The organism is Pseudomonas sp. RIT-562, assembly GCF_026241895.1.
Lineage (GTDB): Bacteria > Pseudomonadota > Gammaproteobacteria > Pseudomonadales > Pseudomonadaceae > Aquipseudomonas > Aquipseudomonas mandelii_F.
This window is the reverse complement of record NZ_JAPJIV010000007.1, coordinates 84151-108334: the sequence shown is the minus strand read 5'-3', so window position 1 is coordinate 108334 and position 24184 is coordinate 84151. Positions and strand designations below refer to the sequence as shown.

The following is a 24184-nucleotide window of genomic DNA, read 5'->3' as shown; positions in this document are numbered from 1 at the left end:
AATCAACCCGCGCGGAAAATCAGATGGTCTTCCCAATCGTCTTCGGCCACGCTGCCTTCGGCCAGCATGCGCCCCGATTGTGAAATGCGTTCGTGGTGCACGGCATCGCGGTCACCGCAGACCAGATGGTGCCAGAGCGGCAGATCCTTGCCCTCGCTGACCAGGCGGTAACCGCAGGTCGGCGGCAACCATTTAAATTCGTCGGCCTTGCCTGGCGTGAGCTGAATGCAGTCGGGCACCGACTCGCGACGGTTGGGGTAATCGCTGCACTGGCAAGTCTTCAGGTCCAGCAACTTGCAGGCGATTCGCGTGTAATAGACGCTGTTGTCGTCCTCATCCTCGAGCTTTTGCAGGCAGCACAGGCCGCAGCCATCGCACAGCGATTCCCATTCCTGCTGATCGAGTTGATCGAGGGTTTTGCGTATCCAGAACGGTTCGACTTTGGCGGCCATGGTTCGAGCATCGACATCAGGTGGTGAAAAGGCCGCCAGTCTAGTGCGCCAAGCCCTGCGGGCCAAGCATTGGCGACTGCCGGTAGAACGCACTTGTCAGTTTTGTCGCCGCCACGTAGGGTTTTGCGTCGCCCACATTCAAACCGAGCAAGGAATCTGTCGATGAGTGCCAACCCGCGTGTTGCCGATTATGCTATCCACCCGCAGTTCACCGATCGCTGGTCGCCTCGTGCATTCACCGGCGAAGCAATCCCCGAGGAAACCCTGCTGAGCTTCTTCGAAGCCGCACGCTGGGCACCCTCGGCCTACAATTCGCAGCCGTGGCGATTCCTTTACGCGCGCCGCGATACGCCGAACTGGGAGCGTTACCTCGGCCTGCTCAACGAATTCAACCGCAGCTGGGCGCAACACGCCTCGGCGCTGATCATCGTGATCTCCAAGACTACCTTCACCGCCCCAGGCGCCAGCGAAGAAACCCCGGCGCTGTGGCACACCTTCGACACCGGTTCGGCCTGGGGTCATTTGGCCCTGCAGGCGAGCATCAGCGGTTGGCACACTCACGGCATGGCCGGGTTTGACCAGGCGCTAACGCGCAAGGAGCTGAACATCCCCGAGGGCTACGCGCTGCACGCGGCAGTGGCGGTGGGCAAGTTGGGCGACAAGGCGACTTTGGCTGAGTATCTGCAGGCTCGTGAATTGCCAAGCCCGCGCCGGCCGTTGGCTGAGTTGGCGGCTGAGGGTGATTTCACCCTCTGAAAGCAAAAGATCGCAGCCTGCGGCAGCTCCTACAGGTGTAAACATGGCTCTGTAGGAGCTGCCGCAGGCTGCGATCTTTTTGGCGGCGACTCAATACCCGCGATCGAAATCCACTTCCCCGCGCAACGCCTCGCCCGCCTGGTACGCCCGCAGGTTCTCGACAAACAGCTGCACCATCATCGCCGGCGAGGTCGGTGCCGAGCTGTGGCCGGTCAGCAGTAAGCCCCACGCCGTCCAGAAAGGATGCCGCTGCGGCAGTGGCTCCTGACGGCAGACGTCGATGACCGCGCCAGCCAGATGCCCTTCCTTCAAGGCTTCCACCAGGTCGGCATCGACCACCGCGACGCCGCGCCCGACGTTGAGGAACAACCCGGTGGGCTTGAATTGTTTGAACAGCGCCGCATCGTAGAGATCGTGGGTGTGTGGCGTGTTCGGCAACAGGTTGATCACGTAATCCACCTCACCCACCAGCCGTGGCAGGTCCGCCAGCGTGCCGACTTGCACAAACGGAGCCTGCTCGCGGGCCTCGCTGGCAATGCCATACAACTCGACGCCAAAGGGCTGCAGGAATTTGGCAACGGTGTGGCCGATGTCGCCGGTGCCGACGATCAACACCTTGCGCCCCGCCAGGCTCTGGCCCTGGCGACTGTCCCACTTGCGCTCGACCTGGCTGACCAGGCGCGGCAGCACTTCGCGCTCATGGCCCAGCAGATAGGTGAGCACATACTCGGCCATCACCTGGCCGAAAATCCCCACCGCCCGGGTCAGGCGATAGTGACGTGGCAAGCCGTCGGCCAGCAGCGGCGTGATACCCGCCCAGGTCGACTGCAACCACTGCGGTTCGTGGCCCTGGCGCAGCAGGGTCGCCAGCAGGTCCGGCTGACCCAGCCAGATCGGACAGTCGGCGGCCTGACTGGCCAATTCGGCGGAATCACCACTGGTCAGCACTTCCAGCTCAGGCGCAGCCTGGCGCAACAGTTGGGCGTACACAGGATGGTCGTGTTCAGCAATCAGAACGCGCATGGTTCAAACCTTTCGAAAACAGTGCGGACAACCGCCGCTGGAGTCACCCTCCATCGCGCGGTCATCGCCAGATATCAATTCCAGTGTTTCAAGGACGCTCGCCGCCTTGGTCGCTTACATCGGGTCGTTGCGGCGCAGCAACTCTTCCGGGAGATGCTCGATGTATTCGTCTTCAGCAGGCGGCATTTGCAGGTGGTAACCCTGTTTATCGAGGTTTTCCAGGACCACGGTGATGTCCTCGCGCGACAGCTTGCGCTCGGGTGTGAGCACCAGGTCAAACGCGTGATGCGGCTTACCGAATGCGGCCATCAGGCTTTCCGGAACGCGCTCGAGAGCATCGCTCTTGAGCACATAGAGGTACATCTCGTTCTTTTTCAGGCTTCGATAGATGGAGCAAATACGTTTCAAGGCTGTTCTCCGGCGGTGGCCAGGCTGTCGAGCAGCGCCTGGCCCATCAATTCGCGGCGCCAGCCACGCAACGAATCAGGCAATTGGTAGGGACCATTGGGGAAGCCGCTCTTGAGCAAGGCTTCCAGGGTTGTCTTGCGCAGCATCAATTCCGGCGCGATGTGCAGGCGCTCGGCTTCAGCCTGGCCGATCGCCCGCAGCTGTTTGATCAGTGCGGCGGCTTCCACCGGCAAGGGTTCCGGCACAGCGGGAGGCCATTGATCAGGCGACACACTGCCTGAGCGCTTGATCAGATCAAGCAAAAACTCGCCGTCCTGACGCACGGTACGCGGATGCATGTCTTCGATCTTCCCCAGTGCAGCAAGGCTGTCTGGCTGGGTGCGCGCCAGCGGCCACAGCGAATGCTCACGCACGATGCGGTTACGCGGCAGGTCGCGGGCCCGGGCTTCGCGCTCGCGCCAGGCGCACAATTCGCGCAACACGGCCAGTTGCGCGCGGGACAGCTTCCAGGCCAGCTTGGCTTCGCGATAGACCTCGTACGGATCGATCTCGCGACGCAAATTGGCGACCAGTTCGGCGCCATCTTCCAGAACCCAGTTGTACTTGTCCTCAGACAGCTTCGGACGCAGGCGTACGAAAACTTCCGCCAGATGCAGGGCATCTTCCGCGGCGTAGCTGATCTGCGTGTCGGAAAGTGGACGTTGCAACCAGTCCGAACGAGTCTCGCCCTTGGGCAGGTCGATACCCAGCACTTCCTGCACCAGGCGCGAATAGCCCATGGAGAAGCCCAGGTTCAGGTAGGCGGCTGCCAATTGCGTGTCGAACAGCGGCGCCGGCAGGCTGCCAGTCAGGCGCAGCAACACCTCGAGGTCTTCGCTGCAGGCGTGCAGCACCTTGACCACCGCCGGGTTTTCCAGCAATGCGGCCAGCGGCTGCCAGTTGTCGATGGTCAACGGATCAATCAGGTAAGCGCGTACGCCATCGCCGATCTGGAGCAGGCCGGCTATCGGGTAAAAGGTGTCGACCCGCATGAATTCGGTGTCGAGGGCAACGTAGGGCAGCTGCTGCCATTCGGCGCAAAAGCGACCAAGGCTATCGTTGTCGCGAATCCAGTGAATATCGATGGCCACACGGCTCTCCCTTGAAGAATGGCGCGCAGTATATATCGCCCCCGGCGATTTCCGCGCCTCCACTGAACAAGAGCTTTAGCGAAAAGACCTGCATGGCAGCAAGAAATGTCTGACAGGCGGAGATTTGTTGGCTGTAGGCAGGGTCTTCAGCCCTACCGTTTGGCCAACACTCCGTCGATCACCGAGCCACGGCAACCGGCAAACATATCCAGGCCCTGGTTGTAGACATGACTGTTGACCTCCAGAAGTCCCAGCATCGAGTGGAACAGATTGTCCTGGCTCAGGGGTTTGTCGCGACTTAACTGCAGGCAGTGGGTGTCCACCGAAAATGACTTCTGATAACTGTCGGAGAACCAGGCCAGCATCGCCACGTGTTTTTGCTGGTCAGGGGCGAGCATGTAAGGCGTGCCGTGCAGGAACAGGTTGTACTCGCCCAGGGATTCGCCGTGGTCCGACAGATAAAGCATTGCCGTATCGACTTTGTCCTGATTGCTGCGCAACACGTCGATCAGCGAAGACAGCACATGGTCGGTATACACCAGGGTGTTGTCATAGCCATTGATGATACTTTCGCGACTGCAATTGTTCAGCGCATTGCTTTCACACACGGGAGTGAAGTGCTCGTACTCTTTCGGGTAGCGCTTGAAGTATTCCGGCCCGTGGCTGCCCATCTGGTGCAGCACCAGCACGGTGTCCTTGTCCAGGGAGTCGATGAAATGTTGCAAGCCCTGCAGGAGGATTTCATCCCGGCATTCGCTGTTGGCGCATAACGCCGGGTCTTTGAGGTTGCTGACATCATCAAAAGTGACCCGGTCGCAAGTGCCTTTGCAGCCGGATTGGTTATCGCGCCAGATCACGTCAATGCCTGCGCGCTTGAGCACGTCCAGCAGGCCTTCCTCGCTCTTGGCCTGGGTGGCGTTGTAATCCTTGCGGCCCATGTTGGAAAACATGCACGGCACCGAGACCGCCGTCTCGGTGCCACAGGAATGCACATCGGTGAATGCGATCAGGCCGGCTTCTTTATTGAGCTCTGGCGTGGTATCGCGGTTATACCCAAGGATGCCGAAGTTTTCCGCCCGGGCACTTTCGCCCACTACCAGCACCGTCAGGGACTTGCGGCCATGGGTTTGCCACGCCGGATTGCGCTGGGCGTCTTCGCCAATCTTCATGAAGGGCTGCTGCGCCGACGCCACCTGCTCCTTGACCAAGCCAAATGCAGCAGCCATGTAGTTACTTGGCACGACCATCAGGCGCAGTTCATGGTGATTGCGAAACAACGAGGAAAGCCCTTGGTAGTTGATAAGCGCCACACCACCGATGACTGCCGCCGATGCGCTAACCATCAACAACTTGCTCAACACATCACGATGCCAGATTCGATAATTAATGGGTAACTTCCACAACAACCAAGATGGCAATACGCCCAGTACTACTATGTAAGCCAGCAACTTCACCGACAGCAAGTCACGCACTTCTGTGGCGTTAGTTTGTGCAAAGTTACGCAGCATGCCGACATCCATCAGCGCGCCATATTGACTCATGAAATAGGCCACGCCTGCGCTGCACATGAAGATCAGCGTCAACAGCGGCTTCATCACCCGCCGAAACGCCAGCAGGGTCAGGACAAAGTTGAAAACCGCCAGCACCATTACCCCGAACGCCACCCGTAGCATCAGGCCCTGGCCGTCGGCGGCGGTAATGTCGAACAGGTGCTGCCACAGTACAAAATTAAAACATGTCAATAAAAAGACGCTGGAAACTAATGTCACCCACTCCGGGCGAACGGCTTTTAACTTCAACATGATATCGGCTATTCCTGAAGAGAAGTGCCTGGGACAAATGTGAAAATTTCATTTATCCAGGCGACATTAACTCTAGGTAGCCAACCATCAATTTTTTGTGAAAAATTAGCCAACGATTAGTTGGCTAATGGCACATCGCTCAAACTTCCAGCATATTTGAGAATGATTCAGCGTTTATTCAGGCCTGATGCAAGTACCAGCGCCAGTCCTGCTCGCCGACCTCGCCCATGAATTGTCGGTACTCGGCTCGTTTAACCGCCAGGTAAACACCGAGGAACTGCGCGTCGAATGCCTCCCGCGCCCAGCTCGAGCCTTCAAGCGCGCGCAGGGTGGTCAGCCAGTCGGTCGGCAGCAACTCTTTGGCCTGGGCATACCCGTTGCCTTCCACCGGAGCGCCGGGGTCGAGTTGTTCACGGATGCCCCGGTGGATGCCCGCCAGGATCGCCGCAGCGGCCAGGTACGGGTTGGCATCGGCACCACAGATGCGGTGCTCGATATGCCGGGAGAACGCCGGCCCGCCGGGTACGCGCAAGCTGACCGTGCGGTTGTCTACGCCCCAGGTCGCCGCCAGCGGTGCGTAGCTGTTGGTCTGGAAGCGGCGATAGGAATTGGCGTTCGGGCAGAACAGCAGCAACGTATCCAGCAAGGTGCTGAGCATGCCCCCGACCGCCTGCCTGAGCAGCGGCGTGCCGTCCCCCGCTTCGCTGGCAAACAGATTGTTACCCGCAGAGTCCGCCAGGCTGACGTGCATGTGCATCCCCGTGCCCGCCAGGTCATCGAAGGGTTTGGCCATAAAGCAGGCCGTCATGCCGTGCTTGTGCGCCACCCCTTTGACCAGCCGCTTGTAGCGCACCGCTTCGTCCATTGCCTGCAGGGCATCGGCACGGTGTTCCAGGGTGATCTCCACCTGCCCGGGCGCGTATTCGGAAATCGCCGTGCGCGCGGGAATGCCTTGGAGTTTGCAGGCACTGTAGAGATCAGCAAGAAACGGCTCGATCTGTTCCAGCTCACGCAGGCCATAGACCTGGGTCCCGCGCGGACGACCACCGTCGACATCCCGCGCCGGCTGCGGGCGACCGTTGCTGTCGCGCTGCTGATCCAGCAGATAGAACTCCAGCTCTGCCGCCATCACCGGGTAATAACCGTCGGCCTGCAGGCCTTCAATCACCTTGGCCAGCAGATGCCGCGGGTCGGCAATGGTCGCCGGCAACCCCTCGGTGGGATGCATGCTGACCTGCACCGCCGCCGTCGGAATCAAGCGCCACGGCATGCGCGTCAGGCTGCCGCTGACCGGATAGGCCCGACAGTCGATATCCCCCACGTCCCACACCAGCCCGGAATTCTCCACGTCGTCGCCATTGATGGTCAGGCCGAGAATCGTGCTCGGCAGGGGGCGGCCAGTGGCATACACCGCCAGCAGTTCATCGCGATGCAACAACTTGCCCCGGGGCACTCCGTTGTTGTCGATGATGAACAGCTCGAACATCTCTATATCCGGGTTCTGTTCCAGAAAGGTCAGGGCTTCCTGCTCTGTAGCGAAGGTGGTTGTGGCACTGCTCATGGGATGTCTCTTGTTTGCGTGTCAGGCCAGCGCGCAGGCGCTGCCCGGTTGATCCCGATTCGAGCCGGGATCGGTTATGGATGCATCAACGCAAAACGCAGAAATCCGGCGGGCGCGCGTGACGGCAGTGCCACAGCGCCCAGAAGGCCAGATCGGAAGGAAGTGTGACGGGGCAACCGTCCATAGGACAAACCGTGCAAAACAGATAGGCAGCAGCGTCACATGGGCGGTTGGGGTGTTAAATCGGGATTTGAAGAACTTTGGGTGTGGGTTGGCTAAACAATCACTTGATCGCCCTTCAATCTCCGTGGCAGCTGTAGAGCCGGCGAGGCTGCGTTGGGCTCGGGACCTGCCTTGAAAATCCTGGGGCCGCTGCGCGACCCAACGCAGGCTTCGCCAGCTGCTACAAAAACCAGTGGCGCCCAATTTGTAGCAGCTGCCGAAGGCTGCGTTCGCCTGCGAAGCAGGCGCTATCTCAGGCGATTGAGTTTCTGCCTTGGAAACCTGGGGCCGCTGCGCGACCCAACGCAGGCTGCGCCAGCTGCTACAAAAACCAGTGGCGCCCAATTTGTAGCAGCTGCCGAAGGCTGCGTCCGCCTGCGAAGCAGGCGCTGTTTCGGGCGATTGAGTTTCTGCCTTGGAAACCTGGGGGCCGCTGCGCGACCCAACGCAGGCTGCGCCAGCTGCTACAAAAACCAGTGGCGCCCAATTTGTAGCAGCTGCCGAAGGCTGCGTTCGCCTGCGAAGCAGGCGCTATCTCAGGCGATTGAGTTTCTGCCTTAGAAACCTGGGGCCGCTGCGCGACCCAACGCAGGCTTCGCCAGCTGCTACGGGGTTGTGTATTTAACTTTTAAATACCTGAACAGACTTTCTGATTTGCCGCCCCCCAACCCTCGCCCGCCTAATCACCCCTTGTTCACTCAAGGTCCGATCCATGGAAAATGTCCGCGCCGCCACCCGTCCCGCCATTCTGCTGATGCTCGCCATTGTCCTGGTCGCGCTCAACCTGCGCCCCTCTATGGCCGCCGTCGGCCCGCTGCTGTCGGCGATACGTGGCGATGTTGCACTGAGCTTCAGCCTGGCCTCGCTGCTGACCATGCTCCCGGTGATGGCGATGGGCGTGGCGATGTTTTTTGGCATCGCCGTCAGCCAGCGCCTGGGCGAGCAACGGACGGTGATCTTGTCGCTGCTGATCATCGGCGCGGCCACCGCATCACGCCTGTTCCTCGACTCCGCCGCCGAACTGATCTTCAGCGCCGTGTTGGCGGGCGTCGGCATTGCCCTGATCCAGGCGCTGATGCCAGCCCTGATCAAATCCCGCTTTAGCGATCACGTCGCCTTGTGCATGGGCCTCTACGTCACCTCGATCATGGGTGGCGCGGCCATCGCCGCCTCCTTCGCCCCGCTGGTAATGATCCGCACCGGAAGTTGGCGAATTGGCCTGGCGGTCTGGGCCGTGCTGGCGCTGGTGGCACTGATCTTCTGGATGGCGCAGCCCGCGCAGCAGCCACTGAGCGAATCAAGGCCGGCCGGCAACGAGCGGTTTTTCAACAATTCCCGAGCCTGGCTGCTCGCTATCTTTTTCGGCTTGGGCACCGCGTCCTACACCTGCGTCCTGGCCTGGCTGGCGCCGTACTACATGGAAAAAGGCTGGAGCGAGCAGGACGCCGGCCTGCTCCTGGGTTTCCTGACGGCCATGGAAGTGCTGTCCGGCCTGGCAACCCCGGCCATCGCCAACCGCAGCCGTGACCGCCGCCTGGTCCTGGTGGTGTTGCTGGCACTGATCATGGCCGGCTTCTGCGGATTGATCCTCAGCCCGCAACACTTCAGCCTGGTGTGGCCATGCCTGCTGGGGCTGGGCATTGGCGGTCTGTTCCCGATGAGCCTGATCGTGTCCATGGACCACCTCGACACCCCGCGACGCGCCGGCAGCCTGACCGCCTTCGTGCAAGGTATCGGCTACCTGATTGCCGGAGTTTCGCCGCTGCTCGCCGGGCTGATCCGCGATCAACTGGGCAGCTTCGAATGGGCCTGGTGGGCGCTGACCGCCGTGGTGGCGCTGATGATCCTGATGGTCCTGCGCTTCGACCCGCGGCATTACGCGCAACACATTCGCTGATCGCGCAGGCAAGTGCTAAAGCAGTGCGATCAGCATTCTCCTGACCCCGCTGATCCGTTAGGATCCTGCGCAGACTGTTGCGCCGCCCCGCGCAGCCAGCACTGCGAGACGGAATGGATGCTGATCAGCAACTTGCTTAGAAAACTCGACATGCAAGACCTCATGGTCTTCGTCGCCGTGTACCAGCAGAACAACGCCACCGGCGTGTCCGAAGCCCTGTGCGTCAGCCAGTCGACGGTAAGCTACTGCCTGAAAAAACTGCGCGCGGCTTTCGCCGATGAATTGTTCATCAACAGCCGCGCTGGCATGCAGCCCACCTACAAAGCCGACAGCATGTACCCGCACGTGCTGAAGGTGCTCGAACAGATCAACCTGTGCCACGCTGGCGCGGCAACCTTCGACCCCGCCCTGCGACCCACCACTTTTAACCTGTGCGCCCCGGAATACTTCGAACAACTGCTCCTGCCACGCCTGCTCAAGCGCTTCGCCTTCGCCGACTGGCCGGTGACCGTCAACGTGCACAAACTCGAAACTGACATTCCGGCGCAAGCCTTGCGCGACGGCAGCCTCGATCTGGTGATTTGCTTCGGCCCGAATTTCCATGGCAACCATGGTGACATCCAGTCTGCGACTCTGCTGGAAGATGAGCTGGTCTGCGTCTTCGACAAACCCACCGCACCCGGCGAGCAGCGCTTGAGCGTGGAGGCGTTCATCGAACGCCGCCACGTGTTCCCGACTCCGTGGACTTCCAGCAGCAATATGGTCGACGGCTGGCTGGCGCAACAGGGTCTGAGTCGCCAGGTCGTAGCGCGGGCCAACAGTTATGGTGCGGCGCTGAAGATGATCATCGGGACGGAGTTCGTGGTGACGCTGCCGAGGCGGATTCAGCAGTTGCTGGCTGACGATGGCGGGTTTGAGTGCTGCGAAGCGCCGGTGGGGTTGCCGGGTTTCACCCTGGATGTGCAGTGGCATCAGGCAGTTGAACATGACGGCGCGAACTGCTGGCTGCGCGAGCAAATCGACCTTGCCTGTAACCGGCAATGATCAGGCAGCTGAAAAACCAAGGCTCACTCGAGGGTAAGTGAGCCTGTTAGCTGACGGTTGCAGCCAACTCAGTGCCCCACCGCCGTCTTAGAATAAGACTCCCGATCGATATCCAGAATCTCCACGCACAGCTGCACCTCCACCCCCGCCGGCCACTCGCACAAATCCTGCACCACCGCCAGCAGGCTCTCCGACAGTTGCTTCTTGATCTGCGGCGATCGCCCGCTGAGCAGCGCCAGCTTCACATGCACAAACCCGCGCTCGCCCATGGCGGTGCCAACCTTGAACGTCTCGACCTTGATCGCGCGGCTCTTGATGTCGAATTCTGCGCCGAACTGGCCGGAGCCCACCAGAGTGTTGTTCAGCCGGATCAAGGCCACGTCGGCGTTCAGTCCCGGCAGGTTGGCGGTGTATTCCATGTGCAGGTGGGGCATGTCGATTGCTCCTTGAAGTTGGCGGCAGGGTAGTACGTATAGCACAGAGTGATCTGACTTACGGCGCCGGGGCCATGAGGTCGGTAGCACTCATGAAAGTTTCCAGGCGTTTGCGCAGCCAGCGTTCGGCAGGGTCGGTGTCGACGTGGCTGAGCCAGACCATCGACAGGTCGAGGGTCGGCGTCTTGAACGGGAATGGCTCTTTGAACAGCGAGCCCGACGCGGCCATGGCTTCGGCCGTGTAGTCCGGCAGACTGGCGATCAGGTCGGTGCCGGCCAATAGCGCCGGCAACGAGCTGTACTGCGGCACCGACAGCACCACCTGGCGGGTGCGGCCAATCTCTGCCAGCCATTCATCGGCGTAGCCACTGACGTTGGCGGTGTGGGACACCAGCACGTGGGGACGCGCGCAGTATTCATCGAGGGTCAACGGGGTGTCGGATGCATCGGCGCGCAGGATGCTCGGCTGGATGTGGCGCAGCAGTTTGCGCTTGGCGTTGGCCGGCAGGCCGCGGGTCTGGCTGATGCCGACGGTGATATCACCGGACGCCAGCAAGTCGGGAATGCGCCAGTAGTCGACATGCTGGACCACGAACACCACTTTCGGCGCCTCTTGGCGCAGGGCGCGCAACAGCGGCGGCAGCAGGCCGAATTCGACGTCATCGGACAGGCCGATGCGAAAGGTCATGGTGCTGACCGCAGGATCGAAGTCGTGGGTCAGGCTCAGGGCGATCGACAGCGAATCCAGGGCTGGCGACAGGTACTGGATCAACTCTTCGGCCCGCGCCGTGGGCTCCATGCGGTGGCCGACCCGAATGAACAACGGGTCGTTGAACAGGGTGCGCAGGCGGTTGAGCGCCGAGCTGATGGTCGGCTGGCCGAGAAACAGCTTTTCAGCCACCCGCGTGACGTTGCGTTCGAGCATCAATGTCTCGAACACCACCATCAGGTTGATGTCGGCCTTGCGTAGCTCATTGCGATTCATCCGTTGTCCCCCGGTCCCCTAGACTGCGGGCAGTGTAGAAAGACCGGGGGCCTGGCGTCCATCGGCATGAACGCCAGCGCCGGGATCAGGCCGTTACACAGGCAGCGGGTACAACGCCTCATCGAACTGCGCCAGGCGCGGGAACACCAGCGGCTGCTCGTCGCCCAGGTGCTCCAGGCGCTGCTGATAATCGCGCAAGAAGCCCTGGCGCGCCTCGCCGCTGATGTATGGCACGTGCCAGGCGACGAAGGGTTGCAGCACGTCGAAGCCAACGTAGGCCAGGGTGCCGCGCAGGATTGGCCGCAGCATGTCTTCCAGCGGGCCGTGAATCGCGCCGTCGCCGAACATGTGCTCGCGCCCGCCGAGCGTGACGGTGACCAGCGCCTTCTTGCCGCTCAGGCCGCCTTGGTCGTAGAAGCGTTTGCCGCCGTAACAGATGCCAGAGACCAGCACCCGATCGATCCAGCCCTTGAGGATCGCCGGGGTGGAGAACCAAAAAATCGGGAAGTTGAGGATCAACAGGTCAGCCCACAGGAGTTTCTCAAGCTCCTGCTGGATGTCCGGCGCCAGGGACTGGCTCTTGACGCCAAGGCGCTGCTCCAGGGCATACACCAGGTAGTCGGGATTGTCCCGCGCGGAGAAATCGTCGGCGCTGGCCACCGGGTTCCAGTTCATCGCGTACAGGTCGCTGACTTTGACTTCGTGGCCCTGGGCTTCGAGCGTTGTGACAGCCTGGTCGCGCAAGGCTGCGGTGAAGGAGTTTGGCTCGGGATGGGCGTGAACGATCAGTACTTTCATGGTTGTTCCTTAAACGCTGACAAGCTGGGTATTGGAAGAAGGTAGCGCACGGGACGCCAGCAACCGGTCAAGCCAGTCGGGGTCCATTTGCGGTTCTGAGGAAAACAGCAGTCCGGTGTAGTCCTGGTGCGGAGGGGTGAAAATCGCGCTGCGCGAGCCGTGGTCAACTACCCTGCCCCGCTGCATCACCAGCACCTCATCGGCAATCGCACGCACGGTAGCGACGTCGTGGGTGATGAACAGATAGGCGACGCCCAGTTGCTGCTGAATGCGGTTGAGGAGTTTGAGCACGCCTTCGGCGACCAGTTGATCGAGCGCCGAGGTGACCTCATCGCAAATGATCAGCTGCGGATCGGCCGCCAGTGCGCGAGCGATGCACACCCGCTGTTTCTGCCCGCCGGATAATTCCCGGGGCTGGCGCTCCATGAACTTCGCCGGATCGAGCTCGATCATCTCGAGCAATTCGGCGACCCGTGCGCGCAGCGCCTGGCCCTTGAGGCCCAGGTAAAACGTCAGGGGCCGGCCGATGATGTCGACGATACGCTGGCGCGGGTTCAGCGCGGTATCGGGGATCTGATAGATCATCTGGATGCGCCGCAGCTGCTCCTTGCTGCGCTGGCGAAAGTCCGCCGGCAGCGCTTCGCCGTCGTACAGCACCTGCCCTGAAGTCGGCGGCAGCAGGCCGGTGATGAGCCGCGCCGTGGAGCTTTTGCCGCTGCCGGACTCGCCGATCACCGCCAGGGTCTGGCCGCGATACAGGCTCAGGGAGACATCGTGGAGTACCGGTTGCTGGCCGTAGCTGGCGCAACTCTTGCGCAACTCCAGCAACGGTCGTTCCTGCTGCGGGCACGGCTTGGGCTCGGTGCGGAAACTGCGTACCGCCCATAGCGACTTGGTGTAATCCTGCTGCGGATTGCCGAGCATCTGCCGAGTCTCGGCTTCTTCCACCAATTTGCCGTGGCGCAGCACCATGATGCGGTCGGCCATTTGCGCCACCACGGCGAGGTCATGACTGATGTAGATCGCTGCGCTGCCGAAGGTGGCTATCGCCTCACGAATAGCCGCCAGCACTTCGATTTGCGTGGTGACGTCGAGGGCGGTGGTCGGTTCGTCAAAGATGATCAGGTCCGGATGGCAGGCCATCGCCATCGCGGTCATGACCCGCTGCAGTTGTCCACCGGAGACCTGGTGCGGATAACGCTGGCCGATCTGTTCCGGATTCGGCAGGCGCAGCACCCGATACAACTCGACTGCTTCAGCCATGGCCTGGGCCCGACTGACGCCGCCATTTTTCACCGCCGTTTCGACGTGCTGGTCGATCAGCCGGTGGGCCGGATTGAAGGATGCCGCAGCGCTTTGCGCCACATACGCAATGCGCAGCCCACGCAGTTTGCGCAAGGCTTCGGGCTTGGCGTGCAACAGGTCGATGCCGTCGAAATGCACCGAGCCGCCGGTTACCCGACAGCCGTCGCGGGTATAACCCATGGCGGCGAGACCGAGGGTCGACTTGCCGGCACCCGACTCGCCGATCAGCCCCAGCACTTCACCGCGCTGCAACGTCAGGTCGATGCCCTTGATCAGCGGATGCCAGGCATCCTCGTAGTGACCTTCGATGTGCAGGTCGCGGATTTCCAGCAGCGGTTTTTCCGGGTTGCGGGTATTCATGTTCAGCACTCCTTGAGGCCGCTGGATTTGTGCAGCATCCAGTCGACGACGAAGTTCACGCTGACCGTGATCAACGCCACCGCCAGGGCCGGCAATAATGGACTGATGTCGCCGAAGGTGATCAGCACCGCGTTGTCGCGGACCATGCTACCCCAGTCGGCGGTCGGCGGTTGAATGCCCAGGCCGAGAAACGACAGCGCGCTGATGAACAGGAACACGAAGCAGAAGCGCAGGCCGAACTCGGCAATCAGCGGTGCGGCGGCGTTCGGCAGCACTTCGCGCGTCACCAGCCACCACAGGCCTTCGCCCCGCAGGCGGGCCGCCTCGACGAAGTCCTGGACCACCACAGTCATCGCCACCGCGCGGGACAGGCGAAACACCCGCGTCGCATCCAGCAGGGCGATCACCAGCACCAGCGAGGTGGCCGTGGTGCCCACCACGCTGAGAATCAGCAAGGCGAAGATCAGCTGCGGGATTGCCATCAGAATATCAACCACCCGTGACAGACCCTGGTCGATCCAGCCACCCTTGATTGCCGCGACCAAACCGCTCAGGCCGCCGAGGAGGAACGCCAGCAACGTGGTCAGAAAAGCGATGCCCAGTGTGTTGCGCGCGCCGTAGACCAGGCGACTGAACATGTCGCGACCGAGGTTATCGGTGCCCAGCAGGAACTGGCCGCTCCAGGGAGCAAACCCCTCACCCACTACCTGGGTTTCGCCGTAGGGCGCGAGCAGCGGCGCGAACACGGCGACGAGGATGTAGAGCACGATCACCAGCAGGCCGAACTTGGCACTCAAGGGCGCCCGGAATATCTGTTTGAGCAGGTTCATGGTCTACCCCTTCGGATGCATCAGGCGTGGGTTGCTGGCGATGGACAGCACATCGGCCGAGGTATTGAGCAGGATGTAGGTCGCGGCAAAGATCAGGCTGCAGGCCTGTACCACCGGAATGTCGCGCTTGGCCACCGAGTCCACCAGCAACTGGCCGAGGCCCGGATAGACAAACACCACTTCGACCACCACTACGCCGACCACCAGGTAAGCCAGGTTCAGCGCCACCACGTTGACGATGGGCGCCAGCGCATTGGGCAAGGCATGCCGGAAGATGATGCGCGACTGGCTGATGCCTTTGAGCCGGGCCATTTCGATGTAGGGGCTGGCCAGCAGGTTGATCAGCGAGGCGCGGGTCATGCGCATCATCTGCGCAATCACGACCAGGCTCAGGGTGGCGACCGGCAACACCGAGCGCTCCAGCACGGTTAACAGCGAGGCGTCGGGCGCGAGGTTGGAGATGCTCGGGAACCAGTTCAGCTTGACCGCGAACACCAGGATCAGGATGTAGGCCACGAAGAACTCGGGGAACGATACCGCGCTCAAGGCCGAGGTGTTGAGCAGGCGGTCGAACCAGCTGTTGCGATACAGCGCCGCGAGCATCCCCAGCAACAAAGCCAGCGGCACCGACACCAGTGCCGCCAGCAACGCGAGGCTGAAGGTGTTGCCCAGGCGCGACGCGACCAGGTCAGCGATGGGCCGCTGGTTGGCCAGGGACACGCCAAGGTCGCCTTGCACGACGTTCCAGATCCAGTGGCCAAAGCGCGTCAGTGGCGGCAGGTCGAGCCCCAATTGCGCGCGAAAGGCTGCCACGGTTTCCGCTGTGGCAGATTGACCGAGCATGGCCTGGGCGATATCGCCCGGGAGCATGCCGACGGCCAGGAAGATGATGACCGATACCGCCAGCAGCGATAACAGTCCCAACGCCAGGCGCTGGAAGAGCAGCTTGAAAATACTATTCATCGTGCAGTTCCTCGAAATAGCTACGCTTTTGCACACAACTCACTTCCACTGTGGGAGCGGGCTTGCTCGCGAAGGCGTTGTGTCAGTCGATAAGCTCGTTGAATGACACACAGCATTCGCGAGCAAGCCCGCTCCCACAGTTTGATCTCCAGTGGTTGGAGATTTTTATGCTTGCCACCACCGCTCGATCACGCGCAGGCCATCGAGCTCGCCGTATGGCGCGGTTTGCCCACCGTGCGCCACCCGGTTGGAACGCGCGGCCACGGAGCTGGCGAACAGCGGCACGATCGCCCCGCCGTCGTCCCGGCACAGCGCCTGCATTTCGTTGTACATCTCGCGGCGCAGCGGGTCGTTCATCTCGCCTCGGGCGGCGTTCAACAGCTGGTTGAAACGCGGGTTGTCCCAGTGGGTTTCGTTCCACGCCGCCCCCTTGGCGTAGCCGATGCTGAACATGCGGTCGGCGGTCAGGCTGCTGTACCAGAACGAAGTGGTGAACGGCTGCTTCATCCAGACATTGGAGAAGAAACCATCGGCCGGCTCGCGCACCACATCGATCTCGATCCCGGCCTGGCGCGCCTGCTCCTTGAACAGCACCGACGCATCGACTGCGCCGGTATACGCCGCATCGGAAGCCTGCAGGCGCACTTTCAGCGAGTCGACTCCGGCCTGGCGCAGGTAGAAGCGCGCCTTGTCCGGGTCGTAGGCACGCTGTTCCAGCGCAGGGTTGATGAAGCGACTGCCGGGCTGGATCGGATGATCGTTACCCACCAGGCCGTAGCCGTGCAGCACCGAGGCGAGCAGGGTTTCGCGGTTGATCGCATGCTTCATCGCCAGGCGAATATTGTTGTCCTGGAACTGCTGGGCGTCGCACAGCATGGGGAAGGTGTAATGCTGGGCGCCTTTGGTTTCCTCGATCACCAGGTTCGGATTGCGCTTGAGCAGGGCCACGGTTTTCAGGTCGACCTTGTTGATCACATCAACCTGCCCGGTCACCAGCGCGTTGATGCGCGCCGCACCGTCGGCGATCGCGATCAGCTCGGCACTGGCGAAATGCGCGCGGCCGGGTTTCCAGTAATCCGGGCTGCGCTCCAGGCCCATGCGCACGCCGGGCTCGTAGTCTTTGAGACGATAACCACCGGTGCCGACGCCGGCCTGCCAGTCTGGTACGCCGTCCTTGGACGGCATGATCACCAAGTGATAGTCGGCGACCACATAAGCGAAATCAGCGTTGCCCGAATGCAATTCGAACACCACGCTGTCGCTGCCCTGGGCACTGACCTTGGCCACATCGCCCAACACGGTCTTGGCGGCAGAAGTGGATTTTTCACCCAGGTGATGCTGGATCGAGGCGACAACGTCGTCGGCCGTCAGGCTCTTGCCGTTGTGGAAGGTCACGCCCGGGCGCAGCTTGAAAGTCCAGACTCGCGCGTCCGGGGTCGACGTCCAGCTCTCGGCCAGCTCCGGAATTGCCGTGCCGTCGACGGCGATTTCGCTCAGGGTGTTGTAGATCGCCGAGAAGCCCACGAAGGTGAATGTATCGACCCAGGTCCCGGGATCACGCGAGTCGGTGGTGCTGGCGCCGGCCAGGCCAAGGCGCAGGACGCCGCCGGGTTTGGGCGTGGCCTCTGCCGCCAACGCGCCCATCGGCAGCCCCATGGAGAACGCGCCGGCGACGGCTGCGGCCATGGCACTGTATTTCAGAAAGTCCCTGCGCGGGAAACTGGATTCATGGTTCGCTTGAGTAATCTTGTTGTTGTTATCGCTCATCGGATTGCCCCTGATCAAAAATGAGTTACCGCCTTAAACCACGCAAGACACCGGGCCAAGGCCCGGTGCGGTTATCGTTTACCTCATCAGGATTCACACCTGAATCGCCTTCACTTCGACAAATTCGCTGAGTCCTTCTTCTCCCCATTCACGGCCATTGCCCGACTGCTTGTAGCCACCGAACGGCGCCTGATAGTTGAACGCCGCGCCATTGAGAAAACACTGACCAGCGCGCAGCTGCCGCGCCAGGCTCAGAGCCCGTTCCGGGGTGCCGGTCCAGACGCCGCTGGACAGGCCGAATGGCGAGTCGTTGGCGATCTGGATGGCCTGTGCCTCATCGGCGTAGGGAATCAGGCACAACACCGGGCCAAAAATTTCCTCTTGGGCGATGCGCATGCGGTTGTCGACGTCGGCAAATAATGTCGGCCGGACGTAGAACCCTCGCTCGAATTCCTCTGCGGCCTCGCCGCCGTATACCAGGCGCGCACCTTCCTGTTGGCCGACCTGGATGTAGTCCCGCACAGTGCGTCGCTGGGCCGCCGAACACATCGGGCCAAGGAAGCTCTGCGGGTCCAGCGGATCCCCCATGCGCAAGCCCCGGGCTTCGGCAACGGCGATCTCCACGGCCTCGGCGTAACGGTTTGCCGGCAGCAGCATGCGGGTCAGTGCGGTGCAGGTCTGGCCGGAGTTGATCATCACGTCCTGCACGCCATAGCGCACTGCGGCGCCCAGGTCGGCGTCCTCGGCGATCAGCAGCGGCGACTTGCCGCCCAGTTCCAGGCACACGCGCTTGACCGATGGTGCAGCCGCCTGGGCCACGCGCACGCCGGCGCCGGTGGAGCCAGTGAACGACACCATGTCCACATCTGGATGCCTGGCCAGCGCTTCGCCGACTTTTGCACCCGGCCCGCTGACCAGGTTGAACACCCCCGCAGGCAAGCCGATGGCTTCGATCATCTGCGCCAGGAAGAATGCGTGCAGCGGCGTTTCCTGACTCGGCTTGACCACCACCGTGCACCCGGCGGCCAGCGCCGGCGCCAGCTTGCCGATCAACTGATGCAGCGGGTAGTTCCACGGATTGATAAACGCGCATACGCCAACCGCTTCGCGGACCACCATGGAGTTGCCGACCTCGCGCACTTCATCCATCAGGCCGGCCAGCTCGATATATTGCTCAAGCCCTTCGATAGGCCCGTCGACCTGGACCGCGCGGCACCACTGCACCGGCATGCCCAGTTCGGCGGTGATCACCGCCGCCATCGCGTCCGCATGCTGGCGCAGTTGCCCGGCAAGCGCACGAATGTAGCCGGCGCGAACGCTTGAAGGCGTGCGCGACCAAGGGCCGAAGGCTCGCCGTGCGGCAGCGACTGCGCTGTCGACATCACGCTCGTCGCCCAGCGGCACCGAGCCGGCGGCGGTCTCGGTCGCCGGGTTGATCACCGCAGCGATGCCCTGGCCCGATGGAGCCTGCCAGCGGCCATCGATAAACAGCGCCTTGTAGTCATGCATAGTGTCGGGTCTCCATCAGTTCACTGGCACAACGGGCGATGCGTTGGCAGGCGTCGCGCAGGTGTTCTGCCCCCACCACCAGGCCCAGGCGGATGTGACCGGCAGCACTCGGCCCAAACGCTTCACCGGCCAAGACCGAGACGCCATGGCGGTCGAGCAGGCGGTCGGCGAACGCCTGGGCGCTGAGCCCGGTTTCGCGAATATCGACCATCACGAACATCCCGCCATCGGGTTTCAAGGCGCGCACGCCTGGGCAATCGGCGAGGCTTGCACACACCAGGTCGCGGCGCTGGCGATAGGCTTCACGCATGGCTTCCAGTTCCGGCAAGTGACTGTCCAGGGCGACGACGGCGGCGTCCTGAATGAACTCCGGGGAGCCGTACAACATGCACAGCGCGAGGTTTTCCAGGTGCACCGCCAACGCTGTCGGCGCCACCGTCCAACCGACTCGCCAGCCGGTCATGGCGTGGGATTTCGACAGGCTGTTGAGCGTCGCGGTGCGCTCGGCCATCCCCGGCAAACTCGCCGGGCTCACGTGTTCGCCTTCGAACAGCAGTTCGCTATAGACCTCATCGGAAATCAGCCACAGGTCATGGGCGATGCACAGCCCGGCCAGCGCCTGCCAGGTGCTGCGCGGCAGGCTGGCGCCGGAAGGGTTGTGCGGGCTGTTCAACGCCAGCGCACGGGTACGCGGGGTGATGCGCGCGGCAACGTCTTCGGGCAATACCCGAAAGCCATTTTCGGGACGCACCGGCACCGGGATCACCACCGCACCGCAGGCGCCGAATACCGCTTCGTAGGTGACGTACATCGGTTCGGCAACGATCACCTCGTCACCCGGATTGAGTACACACTGGGCCACGCAAAACAGCGCGCACTGGGCACCGGCGAGCACCGTGACCTGATCGGCCGACACCACCTGGCCGCTGCGCTGCTGGTGGCGCCTGGCAATGGCTTCACGCAAGGCCCGCTTGCCGCGCACGTCGGCGTAGTGCGTGTGGCCATTGAGCAGGCTGTCGATAGCCGCCTGGACAATCGGTACCGGGGTGTCGAAATCCGGATCGCCCACTGATAGCAGCAGAATGTCTTCGCCCTGCTCCTGCAACGCCAGCGCGCGGTAATGGATATCCCAGGCGGCGGCGCCGTCACCGGAGATTCGTTGGGTCAGATCGGAAAAACGCATGGCCTGCTCCTTGTAAACAGCCGCGAAAAATGAAAATCAATGCGCACAGGCATGCTTGAGTTCGATCAGGGTCACGCCGTTACGCTTGAAGCCATGCCGCAGATCGGTCTGCAACTCGGCCAGGCTTTGCGGCTGTGTCACGGTGCAACCGAACGCGCGACCCAAAGCGGCGAAATCCGGATTGCGTGGCAGCACGCCAATCGGCTCGATATCCAGGCCGAGCATGTCGTCGCGGATTTGCCCCAGGGCATCGTTGTTCCACAGCAACACCACCAGCGGGCTATCCAGTTCCTCGACCGCTGTCGCCAGTTCCTGCGCGGTGTAAAGGAAACCACCGTCACCCACCAGCACCAGGCCAGGGCGATTGGGCGCGCCGAACTTGGCGCCGATGCCGGCCGGCAGCCCATAACCCAAGGTGCCGTAACCGGTCGGATGCAGCCAACTGCGCGGCGCCCGGCTGTTGAAGGCGTAGTTGCCGGTGTAGGCCAACTGGGTCATGTCGGTGCTGATGAAGGCGTTGTCCGGCAGCTCGGCGGCGATGCGTTCGAGAATTGCCTGGTGGATCAACTGCAGCGGGCCGTGGCTGCTCTTCACTGCGTCACGCAGTTTCGCCACGCTGGCGCTGGCTGCAGCGCAGTCGCGAGCGGTGTCGGGCAGGCGTTCCAGCAGCGCCGCCAGGGTTTGTTGTGAGTCGCCTTGCAGGGCCACCGCACAGGGGTAGAAATCGTTGAACTTGCGTGGGTCGATGTCCACCCGCAGCAGCTCGGCATTCAGCGGCAGGCGCTCGCGCCAGAAATCGGTGTCGGCCATCTCGGTGCCGACCGCCAGTACCACGTCGGCTTCGCCGATCAGTTGCCAGCCAGGCTCGACGCACAGGCTCGAACCGGCGTTGAGCGGCGAGTCCGCAGGCAGCAAGCCTTTGCCGGCGACGCTGGTGAACAGTGGCGCGGCCAGACGGGTGCTGATGCTTTGCAGTTCCTGCGCGGCGTGCAGTGCGCCACCACCGGCGATGATCATCGGGCGCTTGGCGTTTTGCAGCTTGGCCACGGCTTGTTCTATGGCAGTGATCGAGGCCGGGCCACGTCCGGGGCGCTGTACCACTTCGTTGCTCCAATCGCGTTTCACTGGCGACGCCAGCACGTCCAAAGGCACCGAAATATGCACCGGGCGCGGACGTTCGCTGTCGAACACGGCATAGGCACGGGCGATCAGTTCAGGCAGATCCTCGGCGCTCAACGCCACCGCCGAAAACGCAGTGATCGGTGCAGTCATGGCGCGCTGATCCTGGGTTTCGTGCAGACAGCCCCAGCCTTTGCCGAGGCTGGCGGTGTGGTTGACGCTGGAGATCACCAGCATCGGAATCGAGTCGGCGTACGCCTGGCCAATGCCGGTCGCCGCGTTGGTCACGCCCGGACCAGTGATGATGAAGCACACCCCCGGTTTGCCGCTGACCCTGGCGTAACCGTCGGCCATGAAACTGGCGCCCTGTTCGTGCCGGGTCAGCACATGGCGAATGCCGCTGCCCGGCAGGCCGCGGTACAGCTCCAGCGTGTGCACGCCGGGGATGCCGAACACGGTGTCGACGCCGTAGTTGGCCAGCAGGCGCACCAGGGCCTGGCCGCCGGTCAATGGGGTGGTTTGCATGTTCATATCCTCACTCGTGGCCAAGGCGAATCAACGCATCGACCGCAGTCGTGCCATGGGCGCCGACCAACAATGGGTTCACATCGAGTTCCAGCAGGGACTCGGCGTTTTCGCAGGCGTAGTCGGCCACTGCGCGGATCGCGGCCACCAGCGCATCGAGGTCCGCCGCTTCACGGCCGCGAAAACCTTGCAGCAACGCGGCGCTGCGCAGGCTCAGCAACGCGCGGCGAATGGCGCCGCCGGTGGTCGGCAGCAGCAGGCTGCGGCTGTCCTTGAGCAGCTCCACCAGGATGCCGCCCGCGCCAATGACCAACGCGAGGCCGAAGTCGTTTTCGCGTTTGATGCCGACGATCAATTCGGCCAGCGGTGGCGTGGCCATCGGCTCCAGCAGCAACTGATCGAACGGCACTTGCGGTGCGTAAGCGGCGATGCTCGCGCGCATCTTGTCCAAGGCGCAGACCACGGCGGCGCGGTCCTTCAGGTTCAATGCCACGGCGCCGGCTTCGGTCTTGTGCGGCAGTTGCGCGCTGACCGCCTTGAGCACCAGCGGGTAGCCCAGCGCGTCGGCATCGGCTGCTGCATTTTGTGCAGTGCTCAATACACCGTTGGGCGTCGACAGGCCAAAGGCGCGCAGTGCCTGTTTGGAATCCCACTCGTTGAGCAGGCGACCTTCGCCTTCCAGGGCCTGGGGACACAGCGGTACCAACGCCGACTCACCCAGCGCCAACAGTGCCTGGCGATTGCGCTGGTAACCGGCAATCCGGCCCCACGCAGCGAGACCATCTTCCACCCCTTGCAGCGCCGCCACGCCCTGGTCATGCAGGCGTTCACGGGCGCTGGCCGGCAGCAGTTCGGGAAAGGCTGAGGTGACAAACCCGGTCTTGCCGTGGCGCACCAGTGCTGCGCAAAAAAGCTCCAGCAGCAGGTCGCATTCCTTGCGCTCGCCGGTGGCCTGCGCCGGATAGTCGAGCACCAGCATGGCGGCGTCGGCCTCGGTGCGCAGGGCACTGTCGAGCATGCGATTCAACGCCTCGCCATCGCCCCAGATCGCTGTGGTGAAGTCCAGCGGATTGACCAGGTTGGCATAGCTTGGCAGCACCTGTGCGAGCTCTTCACGCTGGGTCTGGTCAAGCTTGGGCAAGGTCAGTTCGTTGCGTTCGGCGTAGTCGGCGATCAGGCCTGCGTCGCCCCCGGAACAGGCCAGGGCAATCAGGCTGTCACCCGCCGGAAGTTTGCCGCAGGCTGCGGCCTTCAGCGTTTCGACAAAACTCACCGGCCCGCTGACCCGGATCACTCCCAGGCGCGCAAACAGGCTGTCGTACAGGGCGTCGGAACCGGATAGCGAACTGGTGTGACTGAGCGCCAGTTCGGCACCGATCTGCGACACTCCGGTTTTCAAGGCGATGATCGGAATGCCTTTCTCCAGCGCCTTGTGCGCGGCGCGGGCGAAACCCGGCACGTTCTTCAGCCCTTCCAGATGCAGGCCGATGGCAGTGACTCGCGGTTCGTCGAGCAACACGTCCATCAATTCGGCGACGCCCAGCTGCGCCTGGTTACCCACCGAAGCCATATAGGCCACCGGCAGCGAGCGATCACTCATCGACAGGTTGTAGGCGAAGTTGCCGCTCTGGGTCAGTACCGCGACGCCCTTCTCCACCGGTTTGCCGCCATGGGCCACCGGCCACAGCGCCGAGCGGTGCAAGTAGTCGAGCAGGCCGTAGCAGTTGGGACCGAGCAAGGCCATCTGGCCGGCTGCCCGCAGCAGCTGCTGCTGCAAGGCCTGGCCTTCGGCACCGGTCTCGGCGAAACCCGAGGCATAGCAAATCGCGCCGCCTGCCCCCTTGCTCGCCAGCTCGGCGACACAGGTCAGGGTCAACTCTCGATTGGTGGCGATGAACACCGCGTCCGGGCCGCAGGGCAACTCGGCAATGCTGCGCACACAGGGCACGCCTTCGAGGCTTGCGTGTTGCGGGTTCACCAGCCACATCTGCCCCTGGTAACCGCCGTCGGCACAGCGCCTGAGCGCGCGCGCCATGCTGCGGCCGCCGACAAAGGCCAGGTGGCGCGGGGCGAGCAGGCGCTTGAGGTTGTCACGAATAGTCTGCGACATG

Annotated in this window: 20 protein-coding genes; 3 read left to right on the top strand and 17 right to left on the bottom strand. The window is 62.6% G+C overall.

What is annotated here, in order from left to right:
• Positions 1 to 2 precede the first annotated feature (2 nt).
• Complete coding sequence (locus ORL50_RS11460) at positions 3 to 452, bottom strand: YcgN family cysteine cluster protein (RefSeq protein WP_266014337.1); 450 nt, start codon at positions 450 to 452, stop codon at positions 3 to 5.
• Positions 453 to 614: 162 nt separating this feature from the next.
• On the opposite strand from ORL50_RS11460, the gene ORL50_RS11455 reads away from it, so the two are divergent.
• Positions 615 to 1208: a nitroreductase family protein gene (locus ORL50_RS11455; RefSeq protein WP_266014334.1), complete on the top strand. Its 594-nt coding sequence runs from the start codon at positions 615 to 617 to the stop codon at positions 1206 to 1208.
• Positions 1209 to 1298: 90 nt separating this feature from the next.
• Here ORL50_RS11455 and ORL50_RS11450 read toward each other — a convergent pair whose 3' ends face one another.
• From ORL50_RS11450 to ORL50_RS11430, 5 genes are all read right to left on the bottom strand, one after another.
• Positions 1299 to 2231 carry a D-2-hydroxyacid dehydrogenase gene (locus ORL50_RS11450; protein WP_266014331.1) on the bottom strand — a complete coding sequence of 311 codons (933 nt, stop codon included), beginning with the start codon at positions 2229 to 2231 and terminating at the stop codon, positions 1299 to 1301.
• Between the two features lie 114 nt (positions 2232 to 2345).
• Entirely contained in the window at positions 2346 to 2639 is a 294-nt protein-coding gene (locus ORL50_RS11445; protein WP_008036150.1) for a YcgL domain-containing protein, read from the bottom strand.
• Complete coding sequence (rnd, locus tag ORL50_RS11440) at positions 2636 to 3769, bottom strand: ribonuclease D (protein WP_266014325.1); 1134 nt, start codon at positions 3767 to 3769, stop codon at positions 2636 to 2638. Before rnd ends, ORL50_RS11445 begins: the two co-directional genes overlap by 4 nt.
• 152 nt (positions 3770 to 3921) lie before the next feature.
• Positions 3922 to 5571, bottom strand: coding sequence for a phosphoethanolamine transferase (locus ORL50_RS11435; RefSeq protein WP_266014322.1), 1650 nt, complete (start codon positions 5569 to 5571; stop codon positions 3922 to 3924).
• A gap of 178 nt (positions 5572 to 5749) precedes the next feature.
• Positions 5750 to 7132, bottom strand: a complete 1383-nt coding sequence (locus tag ORL50_RS11430) for a glutamine synthetase family protein (protein WP_266014319.1) — start codon at positions 7130 to 7132, stop codon at positions 5750 to 5752.
• A gap of 934 nt (positions 7133 to 8066) precedes the next feature.
• On the opposite strand from ORL50_RS11430, the gene ORL50_RS11425 reads away from it, so the two are divergent.
• Together ORL50_RS11425 and ORL50_RS11420 are read left to right on the top strand one after the other, a co-directional pair.
• The gene (locus ORL50_RS11425; protein WP_266014316.1) at positions 8067 to 9251 is read left to right on the top strand and encodes a cyanate transporter; all 1185 of its coding nucleotides are present in this window, start codon (positions 8067 to 8069) and stop codon (positions 9249 to 9251) included.
• Positions 9252 to 9368: 117 nt separating this feature from the next.
• A complete protein-coding gene (locus tag ORL50_RS11420) occupies positions 9369 to 10295 on the top strand; it encodes a LysR family transcriptional regulator (protein WP_266014313.1) in 927 nt (308 codons plus the stop codon).
• 68 nt (positions 10296 to 10363) lie between these two features.
• Here ORL50_RS11420 and ORL50_RS11415 read toward each other — a convergent pair whose 3' ends face one another.
• The 11 genes from ORL50_RS11415 to ORL50_RS11365 all read right to left on the bottom strand — a co-directional run bounded on the left by ORL50_RS11415 (position 10364) and on the right by ORL50_RS11365 (position 24183).
• Positions 10364 to 10729: a 5-carboxymethyl-2-hydroxymuconate Delta-isomerase gene (locus ORL50_RS11415; protein WP_266014310.1), complete on the bottom strand. Its 366-nt coding sequence runs from the start codon at positions 10727 to 10729 to the stop codon at positions 10364 to 10366.
• A 58-nt stretch (positions 10730 to 10787) separates the two neighbouring features.
• On the bottom strand, positions 10788 to 11714 hold the full coding sequence (locus tag ORL50_RS11410; RefSeq protein WP_266014307.1) for a LysR substrate-binding domain-containing protein: 927 nt from the start codon (positions 11712 to 11714) through the stop codon (positions 10788 to 10790).
• A gap of 93 nt (positions 11715 to 11807) precedes the next feature.
• Entirely contained in the window at positions 11808 to 12512 is a 705-nt protein-coding gene (locus tag ORL50_RS11405) for an NAD(P)H-dependent oxidoreductase (protein ID WP_266014306.1), read from the bottom strand.
• Positions 12513 to 12521: 9 nt separating this feature from the next.
• Positions 12522 to 14177, bottom strand: coding sequence for an ABC transporter ATP-binding protein (locus tag ORL50_RS11400; protein ID WP_266014304.1), 1656 nt, complete (start codon positions 14175 to 14177; stop codon positions 12522 to 12524).
• A 2-nt stretch (positions 14178 to 14179) separates the two neighbouring features.
• Positions 14180 to 15007: an ABC transporter permease gene (locus tag ORL50_RS11395; protein ID WP_266014302.1), complete on the bottom strand. Its 828-nt coding sequence runs from the start codon at positions 15005 to 15007 to the stop codon at positions 14180 to 14182.
• 3 nt (positions 15008 to 15010) lie between these two features.
• On the bottom strand, positions 15011 to 15970 hold the full coding sequence (locus ORL50_RS11390) for an ABC transporter permease (protein WP_266014300.1): 960 nt from the start codon (positions 15968 to 15970) through the stop codon (positions 15011 to 15013).
• Between the two features lie 165 nt (positions 15971 to 16135).
• Positions 16136 to 17737 (bottom strand): ABC transporter substrate-binding protein, encoded by a 1602-nt coding sequence (locus ORL50_RS11385; protein WP_266014297.1) that lies wholly within the window; start codon positions 17735 to 17737, stop codon positions 16136 to 16138.
• 93 nt (positions 17738 to 17830) lie between these two features.
• Positions 17831 to 19246, bottom strand: a complete 1416-nt coding sequence (locus ORL50_RS11380; RefSeq protein WP_266014295.1) for an aldehyde dehydrogenase family protein — start codon at positions 19244 to 19246, stop codon at positions 17831 to 17833.
• A complete protein-coding gene (locus ORL50_RS11375; RefSeq protein ID WP_266014292.1) occupies positions 19239 to 20429 on the bottom strand; it encodes a pyridoxal phosphate-dependent aminotransferase in 1191 nt (396 codons plus the stop codon). The genes ORL50_RS11380 and ORL50_RS11375 overlap by 8 nt, the downstream gene beginning before the upstream one ends.
• A gap of 36 nt (positions 20430 to 20465) precedes the next feature.
• Entirely contained in the window at positions 20466 to 22073 is a 1608-nt protein-coding gene (locus ORL50_RS11370; RefSeq protein WP_266014289.1) for a 5-guanidino-2-oxopentanoate decarboxylase, read from the bottom strand.
• A gap of 10 nt (positions 22074 to 22083) precedes the next feature.
• Positions 22084 to 24183, bottom strand: a complete 2100-nt coding sequence (locus tag ORL50_RS11365) for an acetate--CoA ligase family protein (protein ID WP_266014286.1) — start codon at positions 24181 to 24183, stop codon at positions 22084 to 22086.
• Position 24184: the final 1 nt, after the last annotated feature.